The organism is Polaromonas sp. CG_23.6 (assembly GCF_029892315.1).
Classification (GTDB): domain Bacteria; phylum Pseudomonadota; class Gammaproteobacteria; order Burkholderiales; family Burkholderiaceae_C; genus Polaromonas.
The window spans coordinates 2629265-2647698 of record NZ_JARXUY010000001.1; the positions used below are offsets into that span (position 1 = coordinate 2629265).

The window sequence follows — 18434 nt, forward strand, 5'->3', positions numbered from 1 at the left end:
CCAACCACAACACTCAATTGAAATCACCACCGCTGTTGCAGCGGCCCGGACACGCTCATGAACCTCATCACGACATTGCCCGAAACGACTTTTCGCACCGTTTCCGCGCTGATCCGCAAGCATGCCCAGCACCAGCCACAGCGAACGGCCCTACGTGACGATCAAGGTGAACTGAGCTACGCCCAACTGGACGCCCTCATGAACCGCATCGCCGCAGCCCTGCAGCGAGACGGCGTGCGGCCCGGCCAAAGCATTGCGATTTGCGCCCATTCCTCGGTGCATTACGCCGCGCTGTTCCTCGGGGCGCTGCGGGCTGGCATCGTGGTAGCTCCGCTGGCCCCCTCGGCCAGCCAGGAAAGCCTGGCTGCCATGCTGCAGGACGCCGGGGCACAGTGGCTGTTCCTCGACAGCGCCGCGCACGACATGGTACCGCCGGACCTGGCGGCGACCCGCTGTGTGCGCCTCGACGGGGCACCGGCGGGCATTCGCTTCGAAGACTGGCTGGCCGCCGAAGGCGTGCAGCCGCAACCAGTCGACCTATTGCCAGAAGCCCCTTTCAATATCATCTATTCGTCGGGTACCACAGGCACGCCCAAAGGTATTGTGCAGTCTCACGGCATGCGCTGGGCGCATGTCCAGCGGGGCAGCGCCTACGGCTACAGCCCTGAAGGCACTACGCTGCTGGCCACGCCGCTCTATTCGAACACCACGCTGGTGGTGTTCTTTCCCACGCTCGGCTTTGGCGGCTGCGTGGAGCTGATGCCCAAGTTCGATGCGGCGCGCTATCTTCAACTGGCCGAGCAGCGCCGTGCGACGCATACCATGCTGGTGCCGGTCCAGTACCAACGCATCATGGCACTGCCGCAATTTGGCGAGCACGACCTGTCGGCGTTTCAATACAAGTTCTGCACCAGCGCACCGTTCAGCGCCGTGCTCAAGTCAGATGTGCTGGCGCGCTGGCCAGGCGGCCTGGTCGAGTTCTACGGCATGACCGAAGGCGGCGGCACCTGCATTCTTGTCGCGCACGAGCACCCCGACAAGCTCCACACCGTAGGCCAGCCCGCCGCCACCAGCGACATACGGCTGATCGACGAAGACGGCCGTGAACTGCCTCTGGGCGCGACCGGCGAGGTGGTGGGGCACTCGCCCGGCATGATGACGGGCTACCACGGCCGTCCGGACCTGACGCGCGAGGCCGAATGGTTTGACGTCGGGGGCAAGCGCTTCATCCGCACTGGGGACGTGGGCCGCTTTGACGCCGAGGGATTCCTCACGCTGCTGGACCGCCGAAAAGACATGATCATCAGTGGCGGCTTCAACATCTACCCGTCTGACCTAGAAGCCGAGCTACGCTTGCACCCGGCTGTCGAGGACGTGGCAGTGACGGGCGTACCGTCCGAACGGTGGGGCGAAACGCCGGTCGCCTTTGTGCGGCTGCGGCCTGGCGCGTGCGACGAGGCCGCGCAGATCATGGCTTGGTACAACACCCGGGCCGGAAAGACACAGCGCCTGACGGCGCTGCATTTCATTGAAGAATTGCCCCGCAGTCCGATTGGCAAAGTGCTCAAGCGCGAACTGCGCGTACTGTATTTGAACATTTCAAACTGACCATGATCTGGCGGACATGAAGGACTACAAGGTTATCGTGTCGATCAACAGGTACGCTGAAGCGGCGACCTTTAGCGTTGCCGACTACGGTATGGAAGCGGCCCTGTCCAGCACCGTGCTAGAACTAATCGTTACGCTGTAAGGTGCCTTGTTCGATCGTTTTTATTAATCATGTTAACCATAAGACAGGAGACAACCATGTCCAATTCGCTTTCACGCCGCACCCTTATCCAGGCCGCCAGCGCAGGCTTGGCCACTGCCACACTGCCATCGATGGCCCAGTCGGCCTGGCCAAATCGCCCGATCCGACTCATCGTGCCATACACGGCTGGCGGCTTCACCGACCAGATGGCGCGCCTGGTGCAGGTGGGCCTGCAAAGCCGGCTCGGCCAGCCCGTGGTCGTCGAGAACATGCCCGGGGCCAACAGCATCATCGGCGTTAACGCCGTGGCAAAAGCCTCCCCGGACGGGCACACCTTCGGCGTCGTGATTGCAGCCTATGCGGCCAACACCACGCTGTACCCCAAGCTGCCCTACAACCCGGCGAAGGACTTGGTCGGGGTGTCCCTGCTGGGCGTGTCCCCGCTGCTGGCGGCCGTGCCGAATAACGCGCCGTTCAAGAACGTCACCGAATTGGTGGCTTATGCCAAAGCCAATCCCGGCAAAGTCAGTTTTGGCTCCTCGGGCAATGGGTCGGCCGCGCACCTGACCAGCGAGTTGCTCAAGGCCGTGACCGGCACCTACATGGTGCACATTCCCTACCGGGGCTCAGCACCTGCGTTGACTGATTTGCTGGGCGGCCATATCCAGCTGTTCTTTGACGCGCCGACCAACCTGATCCAGCCCGGCAAAATGGGCCGTGTGCGCCTGATCGGGGTGGCCAGCGACAAACGCCTGCCGGCAGCCCCCGATGTGCCGACCTTCATCGAACAAGGGCTCAAGGGATTCACCGGCAGCACCTGGGCCAGCATAATTGCCCCCGCCGGCACACCGCGCGACGTGGTGCAACGCATGTCGGACGAGGTCAACCGCATCATCCGCAGCGAAGAAACCCAAGCCCGGTTAGAAGCCATGGGCACATTTGCCGAAGGCACCTCGCCGCAAGCCTGCGATGCTTTCATCGCCTCGGAAACCGCAAAATGGGCCACGGTCATTAAAAACGCAGGCGTCACCGCCGACTGAGAAAGCGCAGAAGCACCTTGCTCTGGATAACGCTCAAAACACACGAGCGAACTGCGCGGGAACAGCTTTGTGACACAGACCGTTGCGCTGTCGCTGCCACACCTGCCCGGTCGGGAATCGCATCGGCCATCATGCATGTCTTCCCGTGCGTAGCTGTTTTAAGTATGCTTTGGGTTTTGATCACTCAAACATTCCCCGCACTCCACCGGCGGTTTTCTACATCTACTTCTTGACCAAGGGGCAGGCCGATTTCGCCAGCGGCTGGAAAGCCTGGTCGCCTGGCACGGTGGCCACTAGCTTATAGTAGTCCCAAGGGTAATTCGACTCGGCGGGCTTCTTGACCTGAAAAAGGTACATGTCGTGCACCATGCGCCCGTCTTCACGGATGCGGCCATTTTTAGCAAAAAAGTCATTGATCGGCTGCGCGCGCATCTGTTTCATCACGGCGGCCGTGTCGTCGGTGCCGATGGCCTGCACTGCTTTCAAATAATGCATTACCGAAGAGTACACACCCGCCTGGCTCATATTGGGCATTTTCTTGGTACGTTCAAAAAACCGGCGCGACCACACACGAGTTTCATCATTAAGGTCCCAGTAAAAACCCTCAGTGAGCATCATGCCCTGGGTCAGCGGCAGGCCCAGACTGTGGATGTCGTTGATGTAAACCAGCAAGCCGGCGATGCTTTGTTTGCCGCTAGCGGTCAGTTTGAATTCATTGGCAGCCTTGATTGCATTGATGGTGTCGCCTCCGGCATTGGCCAAGCCAATTACCTTAGCGCCAGAGGCCTGCGCCTTCAGCAGGAAAGCCGAGAAATCTGAGGTGTTGAGTGGATGGCGCATGACCCCGAGCACTTTGCCACCGTTGGCATTGACGACCTCCGTAGTGTCTTTTTCCAGTGCCTGACCGAAGGCATAGTCGGCGGTGAGGAAAAACCAGGTATCGCCTCCCTTGCCAACCACTGCACGGCCCGTGGCATGGGCTAGGGCGTAAGTGTCATAAACGTAATGCACAGTGCTGGGCGTACAGGCTTCATTGGTCAGGCGCACCGAGCCTGGTCCGCTGAAGACCACGACACGGTTTTTTTCTCGTGCAACCTCGGCAACTGCAAGTGCGGGGGCCGACGCAGCGACGTCGAGTATGGCATCGACCTTTTCGCGGTCAAACCACTCGCGCGCCTTGCTCGCTGCAATGTCCGGTTTGTTTTGATGGTCGGCGTAGACTAACTCAATCGGTTTACCCACTACCTTGCCACCAAAATCCTCGATGGCCATCTTTGCTGCATTGACGCTGCCCATACCAGTAATATCCGCATAAAGGCTGGACATGTCCAGAATCAAGCCAATCTTTACAACATTGTCCGAAACGCCGGAGTGCTGAGCAGCAATAGAGCCGGACAGGGTAATCAGACCAATGGCGGCCAGTGGCTTAAGCTTCATAGGTTATTTTCTTCGATGGTTGCAAGTGGCACATTAGACGGTAGCGATCGGAGTGGTCGGGGAACCGACGGCACCCGGCAAGCGCAGCGGTGGCGCCGTAAGCAAAAAGCGGTGTCGGCCGTTTGCGTGCAGCCAGTCGGCAAGCTCCCCAAGGTACCAAAGTTCAGCCAGTGGCAGGCCGAGCTTGAAGAGGCAGTGATGGTGCAAAGGCAGCAACGATGCAGGCGCAGGGGCCGGTCGCGCCGGGTACGCCTCGACCGCATAGTTGTCAGCACACAGAGCAGTGATGCCACTGTCGGTGATCCATTGCAGCAAACCGTCGTCACGCCCATCGAGCACTGCACAACTCTCGGCCAGGAGTTTTGCGTCGGGCTGGCCCGCCATCTCCACAATGAGCTCGGCAAAACCGGTCCGAATCACCAGCATGTCGCCGTATTCGACCACCACGCCATCGGCCTGCATGACCGCGAGTAGTTCGGTTCGACCAATCATCTGGCGGGATCGACCGAAATGACGAGCGAGGTCAACCAGCACGGCCCGCCCCTGCATGCTGTGATGAGCCATGTTCTCAATACCAAGGGCGTATGCACGCGATCCGCCGCCTGCTTTTTCGCAAGCGCATTCACTGCCGTCGTCACCATAAACAACCGGACCGATCACATCCAGTTCGGCACGATAACCGTTGTAGTAAACCATCTCTGCCTCGCCGTCGCCATTGGCATCAAAGCGGGCGCCAACGTGTGCCAGTGAGTCCCACTGAGTTGAATACTGAAGCGAGATCAGCGCCTGGTCATCGCTCAGCACGTCGATGGAGTCAGCATCCAGACGTGACAAAGGAAAATTAACGAACGGCTTATGGTCGCGATAAGTAGGCGACAACTGCGGAGGAAAACGACGTGAATTAAGCGCATTGCCACCGGGCAAATCCAGTGGAAGCGACAGGCAAAAGCTGCGGCCAGCACGCACCTCGGCAACGCCTTTGAGAACTTGCTCGGGGGTTATTAAGTTGACGCGGCCCAGTTGATCGTCGACTCCGAAATCACCCCACGTGGAGCCGGTTGGTCTATGTTTCCAGCGCATACTTTGTCTCGTTATAGTTAAGAACTGACATTATGCAAAAAACGTGTTGTTTTCCAATAAAGAACAAATTTAGTAAAAAAATTTACTTCATTGAAGAGTGCATTAGGTCAGTTATGAATTGGAAATGGAAAAATATCTCCAAAATGTTTAAAGTACACACCTCCAAATTTGCGATCAGCTGTCGTTTTTTCCTTAAAGTTCAATAGACCGCTGCATACCGCGTATCTTATGGGGCGATGGATTGGTCGCCCCGCTGTGGCATCCTTTTTGTCACTTTCATTAGCCGGCTCGCTGACCGCCAAGCGACAAAACTTCGCTGGCATGAACGATCTGACCTTGCCCCTGAAAAACGTATCCCTTGCTGAGTGCTTCAATTCAGACAAGGAAAACTGAAATGACGAAAACATCAAGGGCGCGCTACACGCTCGAATTCAAGCAAGAGGCGGTCAGGCTCGTTGAAGGTGGCCAAAGCATCGCAGCGGCAGCCAGAACGCTGAGAGTGGTTGACCAGACGCTGTTCAACTGGGTCAAGGCCCATCGCCAAGGCAAGCTCACAGGCGCAGAAAGCAAGCCGGTAAGTGCCGAGCAGATGGAGATCAGCCGGCTGCGCGCTGAGCTGGCGCGCGTGAAGATGGAGCGCGATATTTTGGAAAAAGCGACGGCGTACTTCGCAAGAGGATCGATTTGAAGTACGCCTTCATCCAGCGTCACCGGTTTGCGTGGCCTGTCTCGGTGCAATGCCGGGTGCTGCAGGTCAGCGCGGCCGGCTACCACGCGTACCTCTTTCGCCGTGCCAGCGGTGCGCCGAGGCGCCACTGGTGCATATCAAGGCCCTGCACGCCGAGACACGTGGTGCTTACGGCGGGCCGCGCATCTGGCGCGAGTTGGTGGCACGCGGTGTGTCAATGGGCAAAGAGCGGGTGCAAAATCTCATGCAGTTGCACGGCATTCGCGCCAAAGGCAAACGGCGCTTCAAAGTCACCACCGACAGCAATCACAAGTTACCAATCTCGCCAAACCTGCTGAACCGCGAGTTCAGCGTGGCCGAACCCGACAAAGTCGGGGTCGGCGACATCACATATATCGCGACCGATGAGGGCTGGCTGTTTCTGGCCGTGGTGATTGACCTGTTCAGCCGCCAGGTGGTGGGCTGGTCACTGCGCGAGGACATGACGTCGAACATCGTCATCGACGCGCTGCGCATGGCCTGGTTCAAGCGCCACCCGGGCAAGCACGCCGGGGTGCTGTTTCATAGTGACAGGGGCAGCCAGTACGCCAGCGGCGCCTTCAGGGACGCGCTCAAAGAGTACGGCATCACAAGTTCCATGAGCCGGCGTGGCAGCTGTTGGGATAATGCCTGCAGCGAAACGCTGATCGGCTCGCTGCGGGTCGAGCGCTTGCACGGGCAACGCTTCGTGACCCGGCGCCAAGCCAAGGATGAAACTATCGCGTGGCTGCTCTGGTACAACAAAGTCCGGCTTCATTCAACGCTGGCATATGTCAGCCCGATGCAATTCGAAAGCGAATGGCTTGCCAGGTAAGCCAACTCATGAGCTCGGTTATGGGATACGGAATCCAGGGGCAAGGTCAGTTCGCGTACATTTTCTGTGACGACCCCTCTTTGGTTCATGTCAGGAATAGATGGATGAAAACCTGGGTACCGTTTTATGTGATTCCGGAGTAGTTCAAAGCATCCTCAGCCGCGCATTGAGAAAAGACTGACGATAAGAGGGCGTAAAATTTACGAAATCAGCGACTGCTCAAGCGACAGCGTCAGGGGGATGGGGTCGCTCAAGTGACCGGCGTGCCCAATTCTGGCAATTTCCACTCTCTTCACGGTAAGGGTACGGAAAACGAACAGCAGGTCTTCACGGCGGTGTCGTGCAGGTACGCATCTTTACCACGCCCAGTAATCGTCTTGATTCCACGGCATCCGCGAAGTGCGGTGTTGCTCCTATCCTCACAGGTGCTGCAAGCGAAGCTTACAGCGGTGGTCTGATAATTTCCTAACCCTTTAGAGGATTCTATACATGAAAGCCGTCGGTTATCGCCAACCCCTGCCCATTGATCATCCCGACGCGCTTGAAGACCTGGAGCTGCCTGCGCCGCTACCGGGGGCACGCGACCTTTTAGTACGCGTCCGGGCAATCTCGGTTAATCCAGTCGACACCAAGGTACGCAATAGCGGCGTGCCCGTGCCCGGCCAAGCCCGGGTACTGGGCTGGGACGCGGTCGGCACGGTCGAGGCGATAGGCGCAGATGTCACCGGCTTCAGGCCCGGCGAGCGCGTCTGGTATGCCGGCTCCATTACCCGCCCAGGCGCTAACAGCGAGCTGCACGCAGTGGACGAGCGCATTGTCTCGCACGCACCGGCTTCTCTCAGCGATGCGCAAGCCGCTGCCCTACCGCTGACCTCAATCACTGCATATGAGTTGCTGTTCGACCGGCTCGGGGTACCTGCTGGCGGCGGCGCGGGTCAGACGCTGCTAGTAGTCGGCGGTGCCGGCGGCGTAGGCTCCATCTTGATCCAGCTAGCGCGCCAGCTCACGCAGCTGCGTGTGGTGGCCACAGCCTCGCGGCCTCAGACACGCCAGTGGTGCATGGATCTAGGCGCGCACGGCGTGATCGACCACAGCCAGCCACTGGCCGCCGAGCTGCAAGCCGGCGGCTTCGGCCAAGTGGACTGGGTAGCCGCGCTTACGCAGACGCAGCACCACTACGCGCAGATCATTGAGAGCCTCAAGCCACAAGGCGCGCTGGCGGTGATCGACGACGCGCCTTCTCTCGACGCCGTACCGCTCAAGCAAAAGTCGCTGTCCCTCCACTGGGAGCTGATGTTCACGCGCTCGATGTTCGAAACGCCCGACATGGCCGCACAAGGCCGGCTGCTGGCCGAGGTGGCCGGGCTGGTCGATGCCGGCCGGCTGCGCACCACGCTCAATGCCAACTTCGGCCGCATCGACGCGGCCAACCTATGCCGGGCGCATGCGCTCATCGAAAGCGGCAAGGCGCAGGGAAAAGTGGTACTCGAAGGCTTCTAAAGCAGCGCGGCGCAGTTGAGATCTGTTCGTGCGGCTCCAGGTAGTGTCAGTGATCGGTTGTCAAGTGGGCGGTAGAACGAGCAGTCGTATCTGCAACGGCCATTTATGGCGGGAAATCTTGAAAAGGACAATTTCAGCCATCAAACCTATCAAACTCGATTTTCGTACAGCTTTTGTGTAGTTATGAATGGGATTAATGGTCAACCCAATTAATCAGTGTCTGGCCAACCACGCTTAACGTGCATACCATCGCCGCGGTGCTTTAGCCGTTCTCCACCAAGCGACCACAGCCTCTTGCTTGAAACCGTTGAATCTGCCAAATTGTCAGATGCAATGGTGCCTTTGCTGAAAATCAGGTGTAGTAGTAGTATCAATTTAATGGAATTGCTTGCTTATAGGCGAACCGAAATGGTCAAAAGTTATTAACCATCAACGATGTCGGAAAGTTTTCAATGAAACCCTATGTTGTCTGCCACATGATGTCCTCTATCGATGGACACGCGCTCACGGATGGCTGGGCCCGCCCCTTCAAGAAGGACGCCGGGGATCTGTACGAGAAGCTTGCTAAGCAGTTTAAGTTCGATGCCTGGATCTGCGGCAGGGTCACCATGCAGGAAATCGCGCACGGCGATGACTATCCAAGGGGATTGGCCAAAGCGCCGGTTCCACGCATTCATTATTTTGCCAAGCGTGATGCGGACTGCTACGCCGTCTCAATTGATCCCCATGGAAAAGTGGCTTGGACATGCAACGAAGCGCTCAATTCGCACGTCGTTTCAGTGGTGTCAGAAGCGGTGTCGGACGACTACCTGGCCTATCTGAAATCCATTGACGTGTCTTACATTTTTGGTGGCAAGACAGAGATTGATTTGGGCCAAGTTATTGCAATCCTTGTGGATGAACTCGGTACAAAGCGTCTCATCGTTGAAGGCGGCCCCACTGTAAGCGGATCATTTGTAAATGCCGGACTTGTCGATGAGGTAAGTGTTCTCATTTTACCGGTGATCGACGGGCGTGGAGACCATCCTGCATCGTTTGAGATTCCCAAAGATGCTTGGACCAAGCCGACCTACCTTACCTTGACTTCGGCAGATATCCAGCAGGGCGGCGGGGTGTGGCTGCGGTACACGAACCCCCGCTGAGGGTGCCGAATGTGAAAGTGCTGCATACGAAGATCCAGATTGTTGGCGCCAACACGGTTTTGTCCGCACCCCATAGCCCCAGCTGTCAGACTAGTTGACGCCTCCGATTTCTCGCGGGTTAACCGCAATCAGAGGGACATCTCATGCCCAGAACACTTCATTCCCTTCACTCCCCCGAATTCAAGGAGCAGGCACTGCTCAAAGCCCGAGGTCGCGGAGCGCGTTCACTTGCCAGCGTTGCTGGCGATCTGAACATGTCCCATGGCACTTTGAAGAACTGGCTTAAGGCTGCTGGTCCGGCAGGTCCTGCAGGTCCGCAGGCACAGGCAACGCACCCGTTACTGGAGGGCCCGGTGGCCTCCTGGTCGTCTGCACAGCGCATGGGCGCCTTGCACGAAAGCTACTCGCTCAGCGGTGAAGCCCTGGCAGGATGGTGCCGCGAGCACGGCTTGTTCGAGCATCAGTTGCGCCAGTGGCACGACGACTTCTGCGCTGCAGGCGTGTCCGCTGTACGCGAAGCACCGGGCGCGTTTCGGGAACTGCAGCGCCAGCACGATCTTCTCCAGCGCAAGGAAAAGGCACTGGCCGAGGTGGCTGCGCTGCTGGTGTTGCAAAAAAACTTCCAGGCGTTGCTGGAGGGCGCGGACAAATGACGTCCGTCCTGCAGCGCCAAAAGTTGCTCGGTTTGATTCAAAAAGCGTGTGCTGACGGGGCACGCCTGCGCGTGGCATGTCACCAGATTGGCCTGTCGTGCCGCACGGTTCAGCGCTGGCAGTGCACGGATGCACTCGACGGAGATAGGCGTCCCTCGGGCCGACGGCGCTACGTGTGCCCGCCTAACAAGCTGGGCGAGGCAGAACGCCAGGTTGTGATGGCCACCCTCAACAGCGAGGCATTCAAGGATCTGGCACCCAGCCAGATCGTGCCGCGCCTGGCTGACAGCGGCATCTATCTGGCGTCCGAGTCGACCATGTACCGATTGCTGCTGCAGTACGGCCAGCGCACCCACCGGCGCCTGGAGCGTGCCGCGCAGCAGCGCAGCAAGCCACGCGCCCTGGCAGCGACCGGACCCGATCAGGTCTTTTGCTGGGACATCACATACCTGCCCACTCAGGTGCGTGCCCAGCACCTAGACTACCTGGATACGGATTACGGTGTTTACACCGTGCCCCCATTCGTCATCAAGGTTGGAGTGCCCAGCGAGCCGCTGCGTCAGCTCTATTCGCAATACCGGTCAGACTGCGCGGCCTACATAACCGCCTGCAATCCTTTGGGCCGCAGCCTGAGTGATGCAGAAAATACGGCTCGCCAAGCCGCACTTCTAAACGAATTAACAGCTCGCAGTCTGAAGTTTATTAACGGCGTCGGGCTCGATAGCAAGAGCAAGTGGCCTGGTGAGGCGAGCTTCCTGGTCATGAATCTTTCACTTGAAGCAACCCGGGTACTGGCGAGCAAGTATGAACAAAATGCCGTAGTGTGGTGCGACAAGGATGCCGTGGCACAACTGATTTTGTTGCGATGATTTGTCGATCGATGGCATGTCTCGTTTGGCGAAAATGCATAGGTGACCTGGTCCACAGCGCCACCTAATACCCCTTCCAACTCAGCCAGCAGCAGGACCGCTTGGCGGCCAACACAACCGATCCTAGCGCGTCCAGCGCCCCTTCGCACCTCATGTGCCGGATGAGTTACAAAGATGGTCAAGGGAGCACCAAAAAATGAGTCTGCCAGTACCCCATGCCTATCGGCTTGAAGAGATCGGGCCCATGTACAGCATCATCCTGGGTCTCCCGCTTCGGGGCGGATTTCAGACGAATACCGCCAGCAGGCCGTGCATTTGTGTGCAGCCATTTTCGCCTCGTTCACGTTCAGCAGGGCAGAAGGTTATTTACGGGGACAGCGCGAAGACAGCCTGGTGTTCCAGGTCGCCACCCGGGAACCAGAAAAGTTCAAGGGTTTGGCCGCGCAACTGGCCACCGTCTTTGATCAGGACGGCATAGGCATTGTTTATCCATCGGCGCAGGATTCGCATGCGGCCGTCTACAGCCGCGTGTTGCCCCATCGAACAGGATCGCCCAGCTAAATTCCCCGCAGGTGGTGGATGTGATCGGGCTCAGGCACCGAGAGAATTTTCCTGCGCATAAAGCGCCGTCAATACCTGGCGCATGTCGCGCGGCAGGTCGGACCAGGCCTTGGCCGCGATCTCGTGCGGAATGCCAAAGCGCGCCTCGGCTACCGATGGAGACGACATTGCGCAGGGCGTCCTCGTAGCTCATGGCCTCCAGGGCGCAAACCAGCGCCTGAGGCACCGAGTCGGCGCTGGCCTCGGTGAAGCGGTAGCCCGGCCGGATCCCGTCGACCGTGCGGTCCAGGTCGTAGCCGAAACATGCCATCAGTTCCTGCCGGATGTCGGCGGCCGACGTGCGCTGGCGGGCCAGCCAGATGGCCACGCTCGTTTCCGCAGCGCCCTTGATGCCCTCGTGGTGGTTGTGCGTGATGACCGTTACTCGCTTGGAAAGCTCCAGGGCGTGGTCGAGCGATGTCGCCAGCAGGACTGCCGCGTTGACCCGCATGGACGCGCCGTTGTCCCAGGAGTTGTAGGGCTGCGGGTCGTCATCGGCCAGCCACAGGTTGAAGTGCTGCCCCCAGCCACCGTTGCTCCAGTAGCGCCGGCCCCAGTCCTGCAGCGCCTAGGCAGGAGGTCGTCCGTGAACTTGGCGCCCTGGTGGAACAACGGCTGGAAGTCCTTGGACTTGAAGTTCCTGAATTCTCACCACGAGCCCACGATGTCGCATGCGATGGCTCCGAGCATGAAGTGCTTTCCAAAAAATACCAGTTACCTGGTGGTGACTACAGGGTTTTACGGCTTTGCCTGGAGACGTTGCCCGCGCCCCGCTGCAGGGTAAGCTGGCTCGTATATCTATGGTCTGATACAAATTGCCGGACTGGCGTGACGCTGACATAGTCGTCATTGCCAATGGCCACGAAGTAGTTCCCGGGGCACAGGCTGCTAAAACTCACCCGGCCTCCCTGGCTCGGTCGGGTTTTGACGACACGGGAGGCGCCGAGCGCGCCGCTTCGCAATTCGACGGACACATGCTCGCCAAACGTTTGCAGCTCAATGTCGTAATCGATATTGCAAGCTGAAGCCGGCCAAGGCTGACTGCTCGGGGCTGGCGTTTGCCGGGCGCTTGGGGGGTATGCAGGGATCGGTAAAACGGCTGGCGTTGCCGGCGATGGCGATGGATCAGGCGCAGGCGCAGGCGCTGCAATCAGATGACGATAAAGCTCCACGGGCATGGCGAAGTTCAGGTTTTGCGATTCGGTGAGAAAAATTGTCGTGATGCCAATGACTCGCCCGAACTCGTCAAACAGCCCGCCGCCGCTCGATCCCGGTGAAATGGGCGCCGTCGTCTGAATGATCGGCAAAGGCATGCCTGGTATTGACCGAAGCGCAGACACCATTCCTTCGGCGAACGTCAACTCCAAGCCACGCGGAGATCCCAGCGAATACACACGCTGCCCAGGGGCCACGTCACCCAGAGGCCCCATCGGCGCCGGCGCCGCTGGCAAGCCCGCCACTTTGACGATGCAATAGTCCATTTTTTCTTCATCGCCTGCCACCACCACGGCGGCGTATTGTGTTTTACGGTAATAAACCGCGACGGGTCCTCGCTGGGTGACATGGCAGTTGGTCAGCACAATCCCTGGCGCCACCACGACACCGCTACCAGAGCCTTCCGGGGTCTTGAGCATGACGATTGAATTAGACGCCTGCTTGTAGATCTGCTCGGAGCTCAGTGGAGGCCCCTTGGGACTGATGTTGAGCAAGCCCACCAGGGCGCTTGCCGCAGAAAACGCTATTCCCTGCGGTGCGTTCTCGGGGGAGGCTGCATTTTCCAGACCTGGGCGGCTGATGTTCTTGTCAGCGAAGACAGAAACCGGAAAGAAACCAAGACCCAGGGCCGAGTTGGCCATGGACACCAGATCGGTATCGTTGCCCAACGCAAAGCGCTAGGCGATGCCATCGCGTTCAGTGAACAGCAATCCCAGTTTGTTTTCGGCAGCCTTGTAGAGCACTCCCCGAGCGCCGCCAGCTAGTTCCACGGCAACACCCTCCCCTTCGACCTGCGGCTGCGATTTCATGCCCGCGATGAGACCCACGATACAGGCCTGCACGCGGCAATCCTTGTCCGAGCCCAGCCAGACGGCGTACTCGGCGGCGTCTGCCTTGAGGGGGAAGCCGGCGTTGTTCAGCGCATGCACTCGCACGATCTTCTCCGGCGCGTCACCGATCCGGGGGATTTTCGAAGGCAAGAGCGCAGAAAAAGGAAACGAAGAAAGCGCGCCGAGCTGGCCGCGCAGCGCCGGATCGACCAGCTCTGTGTAATGGCTGGCCAATGCACTTCCTGCCGCTGAGCGCATGACGGGCGAGGCATCTTCTTGGTAAAGGGCGACAAGCTGGCGGCGGGCGCGGCTGGGCGACGTGGCATACCGAAGACTCAGGCCAAAGGCAGCAGCGGCCTGGACCGGTTCACCCCCCTGGACATACACGCCGGCCAGGTTGCCCCAGGCAGTCGCCCTGCGCGGCCCGGCGACCAGCGACTGAAGCAACGCACGCGTGGCAAGCTCGGTTTTTCCATCCTTGAAAAGCGCGTAGCCCAGGTTTTCAGCGACCTCGGCATCAGAGGCGTCAATTTGATAAGCCGCCAGGAACTGATCGGCGGCGAGCCGAAAATCGGACGCCTTGATGGCCGCCAATCCTTTGGCATTGTGCGCACGCGCGGCGGTGCGTTGTTGCGCGGCAATGACCGTTCGGCGGGGTTGAAGTCGAACGAGCTGGGACATCGAAAGCATGGTTGAAGCCGTGTCCGAGTTGGCGGCCGATTGCATCACTGCGTTGAATGCAGTCCTCCACTCTGGCGATGGTTCTGCAATAGCAGCCCAAGGCGATGTCAACACAGGTGAGGCATTGGGAGCCTGCAGGGGAACGGAGGGCGTGGGCGAAAGCAGGGGTTTTTGGTTGTCTGATGAGATGAACCACAGCGACGCCAGCACGACGGCACCGATCAGCATCATCGGCCCCGCACCGATCCATGGCTTCGAAGCTTTCATCCCGGGTGCATAGACCATTCGATGGTCCGGCGTCAGTGTCATTTGTTCTGAACTGGCCGTAGTGAATCGCTCGGGTTCGGGAGTTTTCATGGTTTGTTTTTTTTTATTATTTGTCAGTCTATGACATCAGAATTTCTCTGAACTTGCAGTTGGAAGGCCGAGGCAAAAATATTGAATTCTTCCAATCTTCTATTTCCTCGGACGGCGCGACATCGCTAATTTCCGATCTGTCCATGATCAACAATTCCGTTTTACGCGCTTGGGCGTCTGATACCACGCGCAGCTTGCGCACGTTCCATCATGTCGGCCTGAAGGGTTTCCTCAGGGGGCAGCCTCAGGCCTATCCTCAGGCAGGCAGACATCAGGCGCAAGGCGGCATCGGAATCGAGCTCTGCAAACCAGAGCGGTATCGGCCCGAGGTGGCTCTCGTAATCCCCGATCGCAGCGCTGACGCGTTGCCTGAGTCGTCGGGCCTGCAAACTTGCGGGTTGTGTCGGCTTGGATTTCATGGTTGTTCCTACGGATACCGAAGCGCATTCTTCGCTGGCCAGTGCCGCCGGTCTTGTTGCATCGGCGCCGCCGCAGGGACTGCATCTGCCAGCTGCTGGGACAGGGTGTCGTAATGCCTGCCAAAGTCATCCAGCAGCTTGACCAGTTCGTCTGTTGGCAGCCGGTTGTGCGACAGCCGGCAGTCCTGCAGTTGCCAGAGCCCGTCCATCAGCCCCAGCCCATGGCGGCTCTCGCAGGGCTTGCCCTGGACCAGTTCGAGCGTGGCGCAGCGCAGGCCGTTCTTTCGGACGGAGAAGAACCGGCTGGGCTCAGTGCTTTTGTTGCAGAACCGGCGGATTTTGTACAGGCAACTTGACATAGCCTGCCCCTCATCCCACAGGTCGATGTCATTGACCAGGGGGATGATGTCGTAGCACTTCCCAGTGCAAAGTCCCGCAGGCAAAGTCCCAGCACGGGGGCGCTTGGGCGCTGGCATGGTTTGTCCTGGCCTGCTCAACGACCGCCTGCTGGCGCCGGTGCCACTCGTCGGCCCGGCGTAGCACGGCGCGCCACGTCATGCGGGTCGTGACCGAGCTGTGACCCCAGGTCAGCCATTCATAGACACGCCGAAGCTGCGCCCTGGAGACGCCGCCGCAGCGTGTTGCCAGGCGCAGCAGGGTCATCTCGTCGGCTTCATGCGGCACGCCGGGCATGCGGTCAAAAAAGAGATAACTCGACTGGATGAAGTAGTCGAGGAATTTGGGATCCGGGGCGAGCTGAAAACCGTGCTCGACCAGGCTCTGGGCGTAGTGGACCAAGCTGTCAAAAGCCAGGCGCCGGTTGCGCAGGATGGGGATGAAGCTGTCCCGGCTACTGCGGCACAGCAATCGCCAGGCGGCCGGGGTGAACCGGCCCTTGATGGCATGGGCCGTCACCTCGCTGGCATCGAGCTTGACCTGGCAGCGCCTGGCGTAGCGCAGCAGCCAATCCAGGCGTTTACCCGCCGCTGGCGATGGGGGAAAAAGTTCCCTCATACGCCGGTCTTCTTGTAGAGTCCGACGACAGTACTCGCAGCAGGGTCCGCCGCAGCGCCTTCGCCCTCTGCTCGAAACCGAAACGCCAAGCCCAGTGCCTGGGCGGCCTGGTTGGCGCTGGCGATCTCGTTGCGCAATTCAGCCGCGTAGTAGCTGCTGCCGGGATGCTCGCCCTCGATGATCTCCACGCCCAGCGCATCAAGTACCTTGGCGTCCAGATCGGAAAAAAACCCAAGGCAGCACTTTGCCCACTCCAGCCGCTGTCAAACCACTCGGCTTCGCCCCAGTCAACATCTTCGTCCAGCCAGTCCTGGATGATCTCCTTGAAGTTGGCCAGGCCCGCATCGCCTTCGTGCTCCACCCAGTCGCGCCAGCCCGTATCCGGGTCATCCTGCAGCGCAGCAGCTAAAAATGCAAGGCGGCGACGCTCGACAAAACCGAGTGCGTCGTCATCGGCGTCGAGTTCGTCTTCAATGTCAGACAAATGATCGGCCGCCAGGATCGAGAAATGGCTGGCGAGCGGGGAGCAACCCTCAACCTCGGAAACGAGGTCATCCGTGGAGTGAATAAACGCCGGTGAAACGCAGTGGAACACCTCGGCCCGCAGCTTGAGCGCCGGCACACTGGGGTCTGAAACGGTACCGTACTCGGCGACCTCGTAAAAGAACAAAGGCCCGGGCAGGGGGACCACGCGGGACGATGATTTGCGCGAGGATTTCATGCTGCGGCCCTCGTTTGTTCTCCTGGCTGGCTGCAGCGCGGCGATGGCCAGCAAAAGCTGCCCTCGTCATGAAGCACGCCAGCGCACCGCAAAGGCGCTCGGACCTGAACCAGCGCATCGGCTGGGGGATAGAACAAAAAACGTTCCGAGGTCGCAAGGAACCGCTGAACGATGGTGGGCGGGTCAGCCCTGAAAATAGTGACCGGGGTCGTCTCGAATGCAGCCATGTGGCGCTCCTGGTTTAGCCGCTTCGACAAAGATGTCTGGGGCGGCAATCAGTCAAAGCCCCCAAGCGGTGGACCCCGCGAAGGGCCGGCCGGCCAGGCCATGATCAATATCCAAAACGATTCGCGTGGGCAAAAAAAAAGCCCACCATTGGTGAGCTGCCGGCTTGGTTGCGCCCGAAGGCACCACATCGCGCTTGGCGGCCACCTTGCCCCGGAAAGCAGGTTGGCGTGGGCGTTGGCCCAACTCTTAATGTCAAGCTTATTATGCAGGCCAATGGACTAGCAGGTCAATTATTTATGGAGCTCAACGCCTAAAACTACAGTCCGGTTGCCATGCGTATCCGCGCCATCAGTGAACTGAACAATCAGGCCAGCCTCGGCCTGTAGGCAGCTGACATGCCCAGCGCAGGCTTGAAGCCGGCAAAGTCAACCGGCATGGCGTCGACGTTTACTCGGGCCGGGAGCGTTTGAGAGTGCGGCCCTCGCGACCAGGCCCTTGATACGGCCGACGTGTCCCTGCCAATAGCCCAAGTCCTCCTCGGACTCTTATTGGCTCTTGAACTGGTTGCGCGTCGGTGCCGGCAGTTACCGGTTGCCCATCCCTTGAGAGGCTTCGCTGGATGCTGCTGTCATCCATTTACCTAATCATCTATTTATCCAGTCATGCAGTTGCTGCACGTCCGGCGCCCTTCCGTGCTCTTGGCTGTACTCCTCGATTGCCTGCGCCTCGATGGCCTCCACCTCGATCGCCTCTGCTTCAATCACCTCCGCCTCGGACTTTTTCGGCGACGATCGCGCGCGCCCGATCACGAGCCCGTTCGACTCTTCCATAAACTTCTTGCCCAGCTCCGGGTCGTAGCCCTTGAATGTGCCCTTCATACGAATCCTTTTCTGCCAGTTCTGATTGTGCGCCGCCAAAAATGACGGTTGCATCGGAGTCCAGGCCGTCGATGTCGTGGTTGATTTTGCCTGACAACTCCTCGGTTGTCATGTTCGTGAAGTTCAGGGCATCAATGTTGTTGCTGGATGCTGAGACCCACGGCTACGGACTCGATGGCTGTCAGGATCTGGTTGGCGTACTTGTCGGACCTGACCAACTGCTTGAGCCACACCAAGGCTGTTGCTGGAGCCGGCGCGCTTGTCGACCAGCGCTACCGAGTCCTGGTCCCAGAGCCATGCCGATGGCCGTTTGCAGGGCGTACGCCTGTGTTAAGGAAACCTGCGCGGTTAGGTACTCGGTGATCAGGTTCGAGTTGACTAAGCTAGCAAAGCCGGCCATTGCGCCCGTTTTGCCGACGGGTCGCCCATCATGTCAGGACGCCGTCCTTGACCTTTTAAGTGATGGCAGTGCGGTCCTT

The 18434-nt window shown here is 59.2% G+C and carries 16 protein-coding genes, 2 pseudogenes and 1 riboswitch; of the genes and pseudogenes, 8 read left to right on the top strand and 10 right to left on the bottom strand.

Annotated elements, in window-relative coordinates; all coding sequences use genetic code 11:
* The first annotated feature begins 57 nt into the window (after positions 1–57).
* The 3 genes and pseudogenes from H4V98_RS12435 (at position 58) to H4V98_RS12445 (ending at position 2790) form a co-directional block, all read left to right on the top strand.
* On the top strand, positions 58–1608 hold the full coding sequence (locus tag H4V98_RS12435; RefSeq protein ID WP_196865117.1) for a class I adenylate-forming enzyme family protein: 1551 nt from the start codon (positions 58–60) through the stop codon (positions 1606–1608).
* A 7-nt stretch (positions 1609–1615) separates the two neighbouring features.
* A pseudogene (locus H4V98_RS12440) lies at positions 1616–1750 on the top strand (electron transfer flavoprotein subunit alpha/FixB family protein); the annotation flags it as partial.
* A 56-nt stretch (positions 1751–1806) separates the two neighbouring features.
* Entirely contained in the window at positions 1807–2790 is a 984-nt protein-coding gene (locus tag H4V98_RS12445) for a tripartite tricarboxylate transporter substrate binding protein (RefSeq protein WP_196865116.1), read from the top strand.
* A 222-nt stretch (positions 2791–3012) separates the two neighbouring features.
* Here the strand turns inward: H4V98_RS12445 and H4V98_RS12450 are convergent, their stop codons facing one another.
* Together H4V98_RS12450 and H4V98_RS12455 are read right to left on the bottom strand one after the other, a co-directional pair.
* On the bottom strand, positions 3013–4227 hold the full coding sequence (locus H4V98_RS12450) for an ABC transporter substrate-binding protein (RefSeq protein WP_196865115.1): 1215 nt from the start codon (positions 4225–4227) through the stop codon (positions 3013–3015).
* 33 nt (positions 4228–4260) lie between these two features.
* A complete protein-coding gene (locus H4V98_RS12455) occupies positions 4261–5307 on the bottom strand; it encodes a cyclase family protein (RefSeq protein ID WP_196865114.1) in 1047 nt (348 codons plus the stop codon).
* 394 nt (positions 5308–5701) lie between these two features.
* Here H4V98_RS12455 and H4V98_RS12460 point away from each other — a divergent pair.
* The 5 genes and pseudogenes from H4V98_RS12460 (at position 5702) to H4V98_RS12480 (ending at position 11012) form a co-directional block, all read left to right on the top strand.
* Positions 5702–6848, top strand: a pseudogene (locus tag H4V98_RS12460) (IS3 family transposase).
* A 489-nt stretch (positions 6849–7337) separates the two neighbouring features.
* Positions 7338–8348, top strand: coding sequence for a zinc-binding alcohol dehydrogenase family protein (locus tag H4V98_RS12465; RefSeq protein WP_196863649.1), 1011 nt, complete (start codon positions 7338–7340; stop codon positions 8346–8348).
* A gap of 452 nt (positions 8349–8800) precedes the next feature.
* Positions 8801–9490 (top strand): dihydrofolate reductase family protein, encoded by a 690-nt coding sequence (locus H4V98_RS12470; protein ID WP_196863650.1) that lies wholly within the window; start codon positions 8801–8803, stop codon positions 9488–9490.
* Positions 9491–9633: 143 nt separating this feature from the next.
* Complete coding sequence (locus tag H4V98_RS12475; RefSeq protein ID WP_196863651.1) at positions 9634–10143, top strand: transposase; 510 nt, start codon at positions 9634–9636, stop codon at positions 10141–10143.
* Positions 10140–11012, top strand: a complete 873-nt coding sequence (locus tag H4V98_RS12480) for a DUF3293 domain-containing protein (RefSeq protein ID WP_280757523.1) — start codon at positions 10140–10142, stop codon at positions 11010–11012. Before H4V98_RS12475 ends, H4V98_RS12480 begins: the two co-directional genes overlap by 4 nt.
* A gap of 427 nt (positions 11013–11439) precedes the next feature.
* Here the strand turns inward: H4V98_RS12480 and H4V98_RS12485 are convergent, their stop codons facing one another.
* The 8 genes from H4V98_RS12485 to H4V98_RS12520 all read right to left on the bottom strand — a co-directional run bounded on the left by H4V98_RS12485 (position 11440) and on the right by H4V98_RS12520 (position 18009).
* Entirely contained in the window at positions 11440–12177 is a 738-nt protein-coding gene (locus tag H4V98_RS12485) for an ADP-ribosylglycohydrolase family protein (RefSeq protein ID WP_348535233.1), read from the bottom strand.
* A 163-nt stretch (positions 12178–12340) separates the two neighbouring features.
* The gene (locus H4V98_RS12490) at positions 12341–13495 is read right to left on the bottom strand and encodes a serine protease (protein ID WP_196863653.1); all 1155 of its coding nucleotides are present in this window, start codon (positions 13493–13495) and stop codon (positions 12341–12343) included.
* Between the two features lie 9 nt (positions 13496–13504).
* Positions 13505–14695, bottom strand: coding sequence for a hypothetical protein (locus tag H4V98_RS12495; RefSeq protein ID WP_196863654.1), 1191 nt, complete (start codon positions 14693–14695; stop codon positions 13505–13507).
* 161 nt (positions 14696–14856) lie between these two features.
* Positions 14857–15114, bottom strand: coding sequence for a hypothetical protein (locus H4V98_RS12500; RefSeq protein ID WP_231376542.1), 258 nt, complete (start codon positions 15112–15114; stop codon positions 14857–14859).
* A gap of 8 nt (positions 15115–15122) precedes the next feature.
* Positions 15123–15473: a hypothetical protein gene (locus H4V98_RS12505; protein WP_196863655.1), complete on the bottom strand. Its 351-nt coding sequence runs from the start codon at positions 15471–15473 to the stop codon at positions 15123–15125.
* 28 nt (positions 15474–15501) lie between these two features.
* Complete coding sequence (locus H4V98_RS12510; protein WP_196863656.1) at positions 15502–16128, bottom strand: hypothetical protein; 627 nt, start codon at positions 16126–16128, stop codon at positions 15502–15504.
* Positions 16091–16849 (bottom strand): hypothetical protein, encoded by a 759-nt coding sequence (locus H4V98_RS12515; RefSeq protein ID WP_280757524.1) that lies wholly within the window; start codon positions 16847–16849, stop codon positions 16091–16093. Before H4V98_RS12515 ends, H4V98_RS12510 begins: the two co-directional genes overlap by 38 nt.
* A 381-nt stretch (positions 16850–17230) precedes the next feature.
* A riboswitch (SAM-I-IV-variant riboswitch) is annotated at positions 17231–17335 on the bottom strand.
* A 386-nt stretch (positions 17336–17721) separates the two neighbouring features.
* Positions 17722–18009 (bottom strand): hypothetical protein, encoded by a 288-nt coding sequence (locus H4V98_RS12520; RefSeq protein ID WP_196863658.1) that lies wholly within the window; start codon positions 18007–18009, stop codon positions 17722–17724.
* Positions 18010–18434: the final 425 nt, after the last annotated feature.